Source organism: Pseudomonas sp. S36 (assembly GCF_016647875.1).
Classification (GTDB): domain Bacteria; phylum Pseudomonadota; class Gammaproteobacteria; order Pseudomonadales; family Pseudomonadaceae; genus Aquipseudomonas; species Aquipseudomonas parafulva.
The window spans coordinates 26,255-38,881 of sequence record NZ_JACVVG010000008.1 but is presented as its reverse complement, the minus strand read 5'-3'; the positions used below and the strand labels follow the sequence as shown (position 1 = coordinate 38,881).

General features: G+C 61.8%; 10 protein-coding genes. 5 read left to right on the top strand and 5 right to left on the bottom strand.

Annotated elements, in window-relative coordinates; all coding sequences use genetic code 11:
* Positions 1-2: 2 nt before the first annotated feature.
* Together lolA and IAE36_RS06500 are read right to left on the bottom strand one after the other, a co-directional pair.
* Positions 3-626 (bottom strand): outer membrane lipoprotein chaperone LolA, encoded by a 624-nt coding sequence (gene lolA, locus IAE36_RS06505; RefSeq protein WP_028632346.1) that lies wholly within the window; start codon positions 624-626, stop codon positions 3-5.
* 61 nt (positions 627-687) lie between these two features.
* On the bottom strand, positions 688-3,231 hold the full coding sequence (locus tag IAE36_RS06500; protein WP_442967443.1) for a DNA translocase FtsK: 2,544 nt from the start codon (positions 3,229-3,231) through the stop codon (positions 688-690).
* Between the two features lie 318 nt (positions 3,232-3,549).
* Between IAE36_RS06500 and aat the strand changes: the two genes are divergently transcribed.
* The 3 genes from aat (at position 3,550) to infA (ending at position 5,314) form a co-directional block, all read left to right on the top strand.
* Complete coding sequence (aat, locus tag IAE36_RS06495) at positions 3,550-4,230, top strand: leucyl/phenylalanyl-tRNA--protein transferase (protein WP_201211251.1); 681 nt, start codon at positions 3,550-3,552, stop codon at positions 4,228-4,230.
* A gap of 56 nt (positions 4,231-4,286) precedes the next feature.
* Complete coding sequence (locus tag IAE36_RS06490; protein ID WP_028632343.1) at positions 4,287-4,994, top strand: arginyltransferase; 708 nt, start codon at positions 4,287-4,289, stop codon at positions 4,992-4,994.
* Between the two features lie 101 nt (positions 4,995-5,095).
* A complete protein-coding gene (gene infA / locus IAE36_RS06485) occupies positions 5,096-5,314 on the top strand; it encodes a translation initiation factor IF-1 (protein WP_002553999.1) in 219 nt (72 codons plus the stop codon).
* A gap of 80 nt (positions 5,315-5,394) precedes the next feature.
* Here the strand turns inward: infA and clpA are convergent, their stop codons facing one another.
* Entirely contained in the window at positions 5,395-7,665 is a 2,271-nt protein-coding gene (gene clpA / locus IAE36_RS06480; RefSeq protein ID WP_028632342.1) for an ATP-dependent Clp protease ATP-binding subunit ClpA, read from the bottom strand.
* 30 nt (positions 7,666-7,695) lie between these two features.
* Positions 7,696-8,058: an ATP-dependent Clp protease adapter ClpS gene (clpS, locus tag IAE36_RS06475; RefSeq protein WP_023534830.1), complete on the bottom strand. Its 363-nt coding sequence runs from the start codon at positions 8,056-8,058 to the stop codon at positions 7,696-7,698.
* Positions 8,059-8,287: 229 nt separating this feature from the next.
* Here clpS and cspD point away from each other — a divergent pair, with 229 nt between their 5' ends.
* Positions 8,288-8,542, top strand: a complete 255-nt coding sequence (cspD, locus tag IAE36_RS06470; RefSeq protein WP_028632341.1) for a cold shock domain-containing protein CspD — start codon at positions 8,288-8,290, stop codon at positions 8,540-8,542.
* A 72-nt stretch (positions 8,543-8,614) separates the two neighbouring features.
* On the opposite strand, the gene icd is transcribed toward cspD, so the two are convergent.
* Positions 8,615-9,871, bottom strand: coding sequence for an NADP-dependent isocitrate dehydrogenase (gene icd / locus IAE36_RS06465; RefSeq protein WP_201211249.1), 1,257 nt, complete (start codon positions 9,869-9,871; stop codon positions 8,615-8,617).
* 462 nt (positions 9,872-10,333) lie between these two features.
* Between icd and IAE36_RS06460 the strand changes: the two genes are divergently transcribed.
* Positions 10,334-12,559, top strand: coding sequence for an NADP-dependent isocitrate dehydrogenase (locus IAE36_RS06460; RefSeq protein WP_201211241.1), 2,226 nt, complete (start codon positions 10,334-10,336; stop codon positions 12,557-12,559).
* Positions 12,560-12,627: the final 68 nt, after the last annotated feature.

The following is a 12,627-nucleotide window of genomic DNA, read 5'->3' as shown; positions in this document are numbered from 1 at the left end:
GGTTACTCCTTGATCACATCCGCGCCTTTGGGGATGTCGAACTTGAAGCGGCTATCGGCCACTGCCTGGTTGGCCTTGACGCCGTTGAACAGGATGTTGGTGCGCTGGCCGACACTGTCGATCAGCTGCATGTCGTTGATCAGGCCCTTGCGGAACGAAACGCGCAGCGAATCGAACAAGGTGTCCTTGGTTTTGGGCTTGAGGGTGAAGTCCATTACGTCGCCCTGCTGCTTCGACGTAATGTCGAAGCTCTGGCTGATCTTCGAGACGTCACCGGACAACAACAGCGCCGGGGTCTGGTTCAGGCGCACGTCGAGCTTCTTGATGGTGGCCTGTTCCAGGTCAGGGTCCCACAGGGTGACGTTGATGCCGTCTGACACCACCACCTGCTCCTGGGGCGCATCGGTGTGCCAGTAGAACAGGCCTGGCCGTTTCACGGTCATCTTGCCAGACGTTTCCTGCAGGCTGGTGCCACCGGCATCCAGGGTCAGCTGGGAGAAATTGGCCTCGATGGTTTGCGACTTCTCCAGCAACTGGGTCAGGCGTTGTACGTCTTGCTCGCCGGCAAAGGCTGCAACAGGGCCCAGGGCAAGGGCAGAAACCAACAGCATGCGAATTGCGCGCATGGGAATCCTCATTGAGCGTTAATAGGCCGGCCGCCATGATTGGCGACCGGCAGGGTGATCATCAGTCGCGCGGGCCGCCTGGGGCAATCACTTCGCGCGAGCCGTTGCTGTTCATGGGGGTGACCACACCGGCCATCTCCATGGCTTCGATCATGCGGGCAGCGCGGTTGTAGCCGATCTTGAGCTTGCGCTGCACGGCCGAGATGGACGCACGGCGGCTCTCGAGCACGAACTGTACGGCTTCATCGTACAAGGCGTCGCTTTCGGAATCGTCGCCATCACCACCGCCGCCACCACCTTCGAAACCGCTACCGGCTTCCTCGACACCGTTGAGGATGTCGTCGTTGTAGTCCGGGGCGCCGCGCTGCTTCCACGCTTCCACCACGCGGTGCACTTCATCGTCGGACACGAACGCGCCGTGTACGCGGATAGGCAGGCTGGTACCGGGCGGCATGTACAGCATGTCACCATGGCCCAGCAACTGCTCGGCACCGCCCTGGTCGATGATGGTACGCGAGTCGATCTTGCTCGATACCTGGAAGGCCATGCGGGTCGGGATGTTGGCCTTGATCAGGCCGGTGATCACGTCCACGGACGGGCGCTGGGTAGCGAGAATCAGGTGGATACCCGCCGCACGTGCCTTTTGCGCGATACGGGCGATCAGCTCTTCAACCTTCTTGCCGACGATCATCATCATGTCGGCAAACTCATCCACCACCACTACGATGGTGGGCAGGGTTTTCAGTGCTGGCGGCTCGTCCTCCATGCTTTCGCGTCGGTACAGCGGGTCGTGAATGATTTCACCCGCTTCCTGGGCGTCCTTCACCTTGCGGTTGAAGCCCGCCAGGTTACGCACGCCCATGGCCGCCATCAGCTTGTAGCGGCGCTCCATCTCGGCCACGCTCCAGCGCAGCGCATTGGCGGCGTCCTTCATGTCGGTGACCACCGGGCACAGCAGGTGCGGGATGCCTTCGTAGATGGACAGCTCGAGCATTTTCGGGTCGATCATGATCAGCCGCGCGTCTTCCGGGCTGGACTTGAACAGGATCGACAGAATCATGGCGTTCACACCCACCGACTTACCGGAGCCGGTTGTACCGGCAACCAGCAGGTGGGGCATCTTGGCGAGGTCGGTGATCACCGGTTTGCCACCGATGTCATGGCCCAGCGCCAGCGTTACCGGGGACTTCTGGTCATCGTACTGCGGCGTGGCCAGCACCTCGGAGAAGCGCACCATCTGCCGGTTTTCATTGGGGATCTCGATACCGACGGTGGTCTTGCCCGGGATCACTTCCACTACGCGCACGCTGGTCACGGCCAGCGAGCGCGCCAGGTCCTTGGCGAGGTTGGCGATACGGCTGACCTTCACACCGGCCGCAGGCTGGATTTCATAGCGGGTGATCACGGGGCCCGGATGGATGGAATCCACCGTCACTTCGACGCCGAACTCCTTGAGTTTGATCTCCAGCAACTGACCTACGCCCGCCAACGATTCAGGCGAATACTCGATCTTTTTCTGTTCGGCCGGGTCCAGGATGGAAATGGACGGCAAGGTGCCCTCCACGGCGCTGTCGATGAACAGTGGCGCCTGCTTCTCTTTCATCACCCGCTTGCTGGGCTCGGGCGCCTTGGCGGCGGAAGGCGGCACGATCGTTGGCATGGCTGCCTGCGGGCGCGGTACCACGGGCTCGCGCTCCGCCACCGGTTCGCGGGCCAATACAGGTTCACGCCCCAGGGTAGGCTCGCGCGGCTCTGCCGCCTGGGCAGGGGCTTCTTCGCGCTTGAACAGGCGCTCGCGCAGCGGTGTTTTGGCCGGTTCGCGTTTTTCCGGCGTAACGGGCGCGGCCTTGGCCGCAGGCACCACCGGTTCATCGTCGCGCAGCTGCGCCTCCAGGCGCTTGCGCTCGTTGCGCGCCTCCCACCAGCGCGACGCGGCGCCTTGCACCAGTTCCAGCAGGTCGAGGGTGATCTTGCCGGTAAGGTCCATCACCTTGAACCACGACAGGTCTGTAAATACGGTCAGGCCGAACAGGAACAGAGCGATGAACATCAGGGTGCTGCCCTGCACGTTCAAGAAGTTGCGGGCCAGCTCGCCGAGGCTTTCGCCCAACGCCCCGCCAGCCGAGAACGGCATGCTGGCCGGGGGGTGGAAATGAATGTGCGCCAGGGCCGCGCCCGACAGCACCAGGAACACCAGGCCGATCAGCCGCCAGGAGAACAGCCAGCCGCTCCAGTCCCAGGGCTGGTGACGCTGACGGAAGATCTGCCAGGTCTTGAGCGCCAGCAGCAGCGGGAAGATGTAGGCGAAATAGCCGAGCACCATGAACAGGATGTCGGCGAAGTACGCCCCGGCACGCCCGGCGGCATTCTGCACCTGGTCGACCGTGGCCGTGTGGCTGAAAGCCGGGTCCGAGGTGTCGTAGGTGAGCAGCGCCATCCACAGGTACAGGCACAGGGCGCCGACAGCGATCAACGCGCCTTCCTTCAGGCGATAGTGCAGCTGCTGCCGCCACAGGGGCACAGGCAAGGGAGCTGGGGTTGCGGTGGATTTCTTCAAAACGCGTCTATTCCTGCGCGTGGTGCGCGTCCAGTAGTGACCGGCCAGGCCTGGGCCAACGGATCACTACTTTTAACATTACTGCCCGCCAGCCGCCATGGCGCTTAGCCATAAGGGGTCTGACCGGGGGCGACTTTCCAATAGCTGCAATTTGAGCACGCATTGCCTTCTGTGACAAAGGCTTATGCTGTGTTTTTGCACAGGTGTGACAGCAAATGTGGCAGATGGTGCCGACGCTTTCATGAATGCGTGGGAATTTGCCTATTCGGTTGTGAGGCGCCGCCGCACATCAGCCCCCTCGGCATTGACCCTGGCAAGTACCCGCGCCATGCTGCCCCTCTCCCCTCCCCCACCGTTAGGCAGACCATGCTGACCTGGCTCACCCGCGACGCCCTCACCTTCCCGCCACTGGAAAAGGCCCTGCAAGAACCCAACGGCCTGCTGGCCGCCGGCGGCGACCTGAGCCCCGAGCGCCTGGTGCAGGCGTATCGGCATGGCTGCTTTCCGTGGTACCAGGACGGCCAGCCGATCATGTGGTGGTCGCCCGACCCACGCACGGTGCTGCTGCCCGGCCAGCTACATGTCTCGCGCTCCTTGGCCAAGCTGATGCGCCAGGGCCGCTACCAGGTCAGCTTCGACACGGACTTTGCCGGCGTGATCGCGGCCTGCGCCGCGCCGCGCAGCTACACCGACGGCACCTGGATCACTGACAGCATGTGCGCTGCCTATTGCGAGCTGCATCGCCGCGGCATCGCTCACTCCGTGGAGGTACGCCAGGATGGCGAGCTGGTGGGTGGCCTGTATGGCCTAGCCATGGGCCAGCTGTTTTTCGGGGAGTCGATGTTCAGCCACGCCGACAACGCCTCCAAGGTAGGCTTTGTAACCCTGGTGAACCACTTGCGCGAGGCCGGCTTCGTGCTGGTCGACTGCCAGATGCCCACCAACCACCTGCACAGCCTGGGCGCGCACGCCATCAGCCGCGCCGAGTTCGCCCGCTACCTCGACCGCCATCTGGACCAACCCAACAGTGCCAGCTGGGTCGCCTAGGCGAGTTTCTACAGCTGGCTTACACTTAAGGCAACGTCTTACCGAGGGGGTTGATCATGACAGAGCTGGCGCGGTTGAAGTTTTATGCCACTCAACCCCACTCCTGCAGCTACCTGCCAGACGAGCAGGCCACCACCCTGTTTCTGGACCCCAGCCAGCCGATGGACGTGCACGTGTACGCCGATCTGTCGGAAATGGGCTTCCGTCGCAGCGGCGATCACCTGTATCGCCCCCATTGCCAGAACTGCAATGCCTGCGTGCCGGCACGCATCCCGGCTGCACGCTTCGCCCCCAGCCGCCAGCAGCGGCGCATTCTCAAGCGCAACACCGACATGACGGTGACCGCAGCACGCCCCGCCTTCAAAGAAGAATATTTCGAGCTGTACCGGCGCTACATCGAGGCCCGGCATGCCGACGGCGACATGTACCCACCCAGCCGTGACCAGTTTTCCACCTTTCTGGTACGTGACCTGCCGTTTTGCTGGTTTTACGAGTTCCGCGCCGGCGGGCGCCTGCTGGCGGTAGCAGTGTGCGACCTGTTGCCCAACGGCCTGTCTGCCGTCTACACCTTTTACGAGCCTGACGAAGAGCGACGCAGCCTGGGCCGCTTCGCCATTTTGTGGCAGATCGGCGAGGCGTTGCGCCAGGGCCTGGAGGCGGTTTACCTGGGTTACTGGATCAAGAACTGCAAGAAGATGAACTACAAGACGCAGTACCGGCCCATCGAATTGCTGATAAACCAGCGCTGGGTCACCCTCAATTGAAAGCATTGGCTTGAAACACAGTTTTCCGGCATAATCCACGCCACTTTTTTGCCCGGTGCGGTTATGCGTCGGGCCAACACTGGATCCGAGGGCTCAACTGCATGTCGAAAGAAGACAGCTTCGAAATGGAAGGTACTGTCGTCGACACCCTGCCCAACACCATGTTCCGCGTGGAGTTGGAAAACGGGCACGTCGTAACCGCGCACATCTCCGGAAAGATGCGCAAAAACTACATCCGTATTCTCACTGGCGACAAGGTTCGCGTCGAGCTGACGCCATACGACCTGAGCAAGGGCCGCATCACCTACCGTGCGCGCTAAGCTCCAGCCATGAAAAAGCCCGGCCATGTGCCGGGCTTTTTTGTGGGCGACAGAGGGGCCGCAAGGCGGCCCCAACACCCTTACGCCACCTCGGCGGTAGTCTCGAAGTCGAACACCAGCTCGCCGTCACGCAAGTCGACATGCACCACACCGCCATGCTCGGCCAGCTCCCCGAACAGGATCTCCTCGGCCAGCGGCCGCTTGATCTTGTCCTGGATCAACCGCGCCATCGGCCGTGCGCCCATCTGCACGTCGTAGCCCGATACTGCCAGCCAGCCGCGTGCGGCATCGCTGACTTCCAACAACACGCGCTTGTCCTCCAGCTGAGCCTGCAACTCGATAAGGAACTTGTCGACGATGCTCTTGATGGTTTCGGTGCTCAGGCGGCCAAACTGGATGATGGTGTCCAGGCGGTTGCGGAACTCCGGCGTGAAGCTTTTGCGGATGACCTCCATGGCATCGGACGCATGGTCCTGATGAGTGAAGCCGATCGAGGCCCGCGCTGCCGTTTCTGCCCCGGCGTTGGTGGTCATGATCAGGATCACGTTACGGAAGTCCGCCTTGCGCCCGTTGTTATCGGTAAGGGTACCGTGGTCCATCACCTGCAACAGCAGGTTGAAGACTTCCGGGTGGGCCTTCTCGATTTCGTCGAGCAGCAATACGCAGTGAGGTTGCTTGGTGATGGCTTCGGTCAGCAGACCGCCCTGGTCGAAGCCCACATACCCGGGTGGCGCACCGATCAGGCGCGACACGGTGTGGCGCTCCATGTATTCCGACATGTCGAAGCGCACAAGCTCCACACCCAGGGCCTTGGCCAACTGCCGTGCCGCCTCGGTCTTGCCCACGCCGGTAGGGCCGGCGAACAGGAACGAACCGACAGGTTTGTCGGGCGATTTGAGCCCGGCGCGAGACAGCTTGATCGCGGTAGCCAACGAGTCGATGGCAGCATCCTGGCCGAACACGGTCAGCTTCAGGTCACGCTCCAGGTTACGCAGCAGTTCCTTGTCGGAGCTGGTGACATGCTTTGGCGGAATGCGCGCGATCTTGGCAACGATGTCTTCAACCTGCGGCACATCGATACGCTTCACACGGTTGGCTTCTGGCTGCAGGCGCTGGTAAGCACCCGCTTCGTCGATCACATCAATGGCCTTGTCAGGCATGTGGCGATCGTTGATGTACCGCGAAGCGAGTTCCGCAGCGGCGCGCAGCGCCTCATCGCTGTACTCGATATTGTGGTGGCTCTCGAAGCGGCCTTTCAGGCCACGCAGGATGCCCACGGTGTCTTCCACCGACGGCTCGCTCACATCCACCTTCTGGAAGCGGCGGGCCAAAGCCCGGTCTTTCTCGAAGATGCCGCGGAATTCCTGGAACGTGGTAGAGCCGATGCAACGGATTTCACCCGACGACAGCAGCGGTTTGAGCAGGTTGGAGGCATCCATCACCCCGCCCGACGCCGCACCGGCACCGATGATGGTGTGAATCTCGTCGATGAACAGGATGGCCTGCGGGCGTTTACGCAACTCGCCAAGCAGCGCCTTGAAGCGCTTCTCGAAGTCGCCGCGGTACTTGGTACCGGCCAGCAACGCGCCGAGGTCCAGGGAGTAGACCACGCTTTGGGCCAGCAGGTCGGGCACCTGGCCATCAACGATACGCTTGGCCAGGCCTTCGGCGATGGCGGTTTTGCCCACCCCCGCCTCACCCACCAGCAGCGGGTTGTTCTTGCGGCGACGCGCCAGAATCTGCGCCACGCGCTCCACTTCCTGTTCGCGGCCCACCAGCGGGTCGATGCGCCCGGCACGGGCCAGCTCGTTCAGGTTGCTGGCGTAGGCATCCAGCGGGTTGCTGGAGGATGTGGTTTCGCCACCGTCCTCGTCCTGCATTTCCTGGTCGCTTTCGGAATGCGGGCCGTGGCCAGGCACCTTGGAGATGCCATGGGCGATGAAGTTGACCACGTCGATACGGGCCACGCTCTGCTGCTTGAGCAGGAACACGGCCTGGCTTTCCTGTTCGCTGAAAATGGCCACCAGCACGTTGGCCCCGGTGACTTCGCGCTTGCCAGAGCTTTGCACGTGGAACACGGCACGCTGCAGCACCCGCTGGAAGCCCAGGGTGGGCTGGGTTTCACGGTCTTCGTCGCTGACCGGGATCAGCGGCGTGGTTGAATCGATGAACTCTTGCAGGTCGTGCTTGAGCTTGTCGAGATTGGCGCCACAGGCGCGCAGAACCGTCGCGGCAGCCTCATTGTCAAGGAGTGCCAGCAGCAGATGTTCGACGGTCATGAACTCATGACGCTTCGAACGGGCCTCCTTGAAGGCAAGATTGAGGGTGACTTCGAGCTCGCGGTTTAACATAGCTTCACCTCATACCCAAGTGGTCGGCGATTAACCGTCCTTCTCGATTTCACAGAGTAGCGGATGCTGGCTTTCCCTGGCGTATTGGTTGACCTGCATGGCCTTTGTTTCGGCGATGTCGCGGGTAAACAATCCGCACACTGCCCGCCCTTCGGTATGGACGGTCAGCATGATCTTGGTCGCCAGCTCGCGGTTCAGATTAAAGAACGTTTCGAGCACTTCGACGACGAAATCCATCGGCGTGTAGTCATCGTTGAATAAAACCACCTTGTACATCGGTGGGGCCTGCAGGATCGGCTTGGCTTCCTGAACCGCCAGACCAGCGCCATCGTCCTCGTTGGATTGAGGGCGATCCTGATTGAATGTTAGTCGAATCTGGCTGTGTGCATGCATGGAAAGAATTTCATCACATCGACAGGATAAGGTTATGGGTTGACCCTGCAGCAGGCCGTTGGTGCAGCCGCCGCATGACCTTGACTATCGGCAAAACGGTGTTACAACCAATAAGAACCCACCGTGGTCAATAAAGATCCGCGCAGTCAACCCGATTTTTTCGCAGGTTCGTATGCGGATGACGTGGATGATACTCCAGTGATGGAGTCCTTTGCAGAGGGACATAGGGATGGCAAGCGGCAAAGTCAAGTGGTTCAACAATGCCAAGGGCTATGGGTTCGTCCTTGAAGATGGCAAGGATGAAGACCTTTTCGCCCACTTTTCAGCCATCCAGATGGACGGATACAAAACCCTGAAGGCCGGGCAGGCCGTGACGTTCGATATCATCCAGGGGCCCAAGGGGCTGCATGCGGTGAACATCACGAGCGCTGTCACCCAGGCCCAGGCTAGCACGGCTGCAGCCAGCAACACCGCCGACGCCTGACAGGGCTGGGCGCCCTTGTTTGGCCAGTGACCGGCCGCTTGCCTGCAAGGCAGCGGCCGGCTTGCGGTGCGGTTACATGTGCTTGATCATTGCCTCGCCAAAGCCTGAGCTGCCCACCAGGGTGGCACCGTCCATCAGCCTTTCGAAATCATAGGTCACCGTCTTGGCGGCGATGGCCCCATTGGTGCCCTTGATGATCAGGTCGGCTGCTTCGGTCCAGCCCATGTGCCTGAGCATCATTTCTGCAGACAGAATCACCGACCCCGGGTTGACCTTGTCCTGCCCCGCATATTTGGGCGCCGTGCCGTGGGTGGCCTCGAACATGGCGACCGTATCGGACAGGTTGGCGCCCGGCGCGATGCCGATACCCCCGACCTCGGCGGCCAGCGCATCGGACAGGTAGTCACCGTTGAGGTTGAGGGTGGCGATCACATCGTATTCGGCCGGGCGCAGCAGGATCTGCTGCAGCATGGCATCGGCGATGGCGTCCTTGACGATGACCTCGCGGCCGGACTTCGGGTTCTTGAAGCGCATCCACGGGCCGCCATCGAGCAGTTCGGCGCCGAACTCGTCACGCGCCACCTCGTAGCCCCAGTCTTTGAAAGCGCCCTCGGTGAACTTCATGATGTTGCCCTTGTGCACCAACGTCAGCGATTCGCGGTCGTTGTCCACCACGTATTGCAAGGCCTTGCGCACCAGCCGCTTGGTGCCCTCGCGCGACACCGGCTTGATGCCGATGCCGCAGTCCTGGTCGAAGCGGATCTTGGTGACCCCCATCTCTTCTTTCAGGAACTTGATCACCTTGTCGGCTTCAGGGGAGCCCGCCTTCCATTCGATGCCGGCATAGATGTCCTCGGAGTTCTCGCGGAAGATCACCATGTCCACGTCACCCGGCTTCTTGACCGGGCTGGGCACCCCCTGGAACCACAATACCGGGCGCAGGCAGACGTACAGGTCAAGCTGCTGGCGCAGCGCCACGTTCAGCGAACGGATGCCACCCCCCACCGGCGTGGTCAGCGGCCCCTTGATGGACACCACGTAGTCGCGCACAGCATCCAGGGTTTCCTGAGGCAGCCAGGTGTCCTGGTCATAGACCTGGGTGGCCTTCTCCCCGGCGTACACCTCCATCCAGGCGATCTTGCGCTTGCCGCCGTAGGCCTTGTGCACCGCAGCGTCGACCACCTTGATCATGACCGGCGAGACATCGATGCCGATGCCGTCCCCTTCGATGTAGGGGATGACGGGGTTGTCAGGCACATTGAGCGAATGGTCGGCATTGACGGTGATCTTGGCGCCATCGGCTGGCACCTTGATTTTCTGGTATCCCATGCTTGCACTACTCCGCGGTCGGGTGTGGGTTGGACATCATGCGATCCACACAGCCTAATCCAGCTTTCACACCCTGCAAGTTAGAAGCAGCAAGTTACAAAATGCCGAGCCTCGGCCGGCGCCCGGTAGCTGCGACAACCGGCCACATTGCCGCTACGTCTTTCGTCTTATAAATGGGCTGATATCACCTGGCCTTGCTGATTAGTCCGATTGGTTTGATATACTGCCCCGCGACCGTAGGGTCATCGGGGCGATCCCTTGGAAAAATGCGGACCGCCCTTGGCCATCGAAGGCCACGAAGCCCGGGTTGTTACCGCAGCTCGGCACTTGACGCTCGACTGATGCATCCACCATCACCGCTCGCAGCCTCTCGACTTTCCGCTCATGGCGCTGCCAGGGCGATGCGCCTACCCTGCGCAGCACGAGACTCGAGCACGCTCAGCACACAGAGAGTTAACCCGCATGCCCACCCGTTCCAAGATCATCTATACCTTCACCGACGAAGCCCCCGCCCTCGCCACCTACTCGCTGCTGCCGATCATCGAAGCCTTCACCGCTTGCGCTGACATCGCCGTCGAAACCCGCGATATCTCCCTGGCCGGTCGCATCCTCGCCGCCTTCCCGGAGCAACTGGGCGCAGAGAAGCAAGTAGGCGATCACCTGGCGGAACTGGGCCAGCTGGCTACCACCCCTGAAGCCAACATCATCAAGCTGCCTAACATCAGCGCCTCGGTACCGCAGCTCAAGGCCGCGATCAAGGAACTGCAAGCCAAGGGCTACAACATCCCTGACTACGCTGACGAGCCGGCCACCGCGCAAGAGAAAGAATCCCGCGCCCGCTACGACCGCATCAAGGGTTCGGCGGTAAACCCGGTACTGCGCGAAGGCAACTCCGACCGCCGCGCCCCGCTGTCGGTCAAGAACTACGCACGCAAGCACCCGCACAAGATGGGCGCCTGGGCTGCCGACTCCAAGTCGCACGTGGCTCACATGACCCAAGGCGACTTCTACGGCAGCGAAAAGGCCGCCCTGATCGAAGCTGACGACAGCCTGCGTATCGAGCTGGTCGGCAAGGATGGCACCACCACCGTCCTGAAAGAAAAAACCGCCGTCAAGGCAGCTGAAGTCATCGACTGCGCCACCATGAGCCGCAAGGCCCTGAAAGCCTTCATCGCCGAGCAGATCGCCGACGCCAAGGCGTCTGGCGTGCTGCTGTCGGTGCACCTGAAGGCCACCATGATGAAGGTGTCCGACCCGATCATGTTCGGCGTGATCGTCGAAGAGTTCTACAACGATGTGCTGGCCAAGCATGCCGCAGCGCTGGCCGAAGTCGGCTTCAACGCCAACAACGGCATCGGCGACCTGTACGCCCGCATCAAGGACCTGCCAGCCGACAAGCAGGCCGAGATCGAAGCCGACATCCAGGCCCTGTACGCCCAGCGCCCGGCCCTGGCCATGGTCAACTCCGACAAGGGCATCACCAACCTGCACGTGCCAAGCGACGTGATCGTCGACGCCTCGATGCCGGCCATGATCCGTGACTCGGGCAAGATGTGGAACACCGCAGGTGAGCTGCAGGACGCCAAGGCTGTGATCCCGGACCGCTGCTACGCCGGCATCTACCAGGCCACCATCGAAGACTGCAAGGCCAACGGCGCCTTCGACCCGACCACCATGGGCAGCGTACCGAACGTTGGCCTGATGGCGCAGAAAGCCGAAGAGTACGGCTCCCACGACAAGACCTTCCAGATCCAGGCCGACGGTGTGGTACGGGTGGTCGACAGCAAGGGCACCGTGGTGCTGGAGCAGAACGTCGAAGCCGGTGACATCTTCCGTATGTGCCAGGTGAAAGACGCGCCGATCCAGGACTGGGTCAAGCTGGCCGTCAACCGTGCCCGCCTCAGCAGCACCCCTGCGGTGTTCTGGCTGGACCCGGCCCGCGCCCACGACGGCGTCATGATCGAGAAGGTGCAGAAGTACCTGAAAGACCACGACACTTCCGGCCTGGACATCCGCATCCTGGCCCCGGTAGAGGCCATCAAGTTCTCCCTGGCCCGCATCCGCGAAGGCAAGGACACCATCTCGGTGACCGGCAACGTGCTGCGCGACTACCTCACCGACCTGTTCCCGATCATGGAACTGGGCACCAGCGCCAAGATGCTGTCCATTGTCCCGCTGATGAGCGGCGGTGGCCTGTTCGAAACCGGCGCTGGCGGCTCGGCACCCAAGCACGTACAGCAACTGGTGGAAGAGAACTTCCTGCGCTGGGACTCGCTGGGTGAATTCCTGGCCCTGGCCGCATCGCTGGAGCACCTGGGCAACACCTATGACAACCCACGTGCAAAAGTGCTGGCCAGCACCCTGGACCAGGCCACTGGCAAGTTCCTCGACACCAACAAGTCGCCTTCGCGCAAGGTCGGCGGTATCGACAACCGTGGCAGCCACTTCTACCTGACCCTGTACTGGGCCCAGGCACTGGCCGCACAGAACGACGACGCCGCCTTGCAGGCTCGCTTCGCGCCACTGGCCAAGGCCCTGGGTGATAACGAAGAGGCCATCGTTGCCGAACTGAATGCGGTGCAAGGCAAGCCAGTCGACATCGGTGGCTACTACGCCCCGGATGCCGAGCTGACCGCCAAGGTGATGCGCCCAAGCCAGACCCTGAACAGCGCTATTGCAGCCCTGTAAGCTTGGCTTGAAGTAACAGCAAAAACCCCGGCCACGCACCGGGGTTTTTTTTCAGCTGCAAGTTTCAA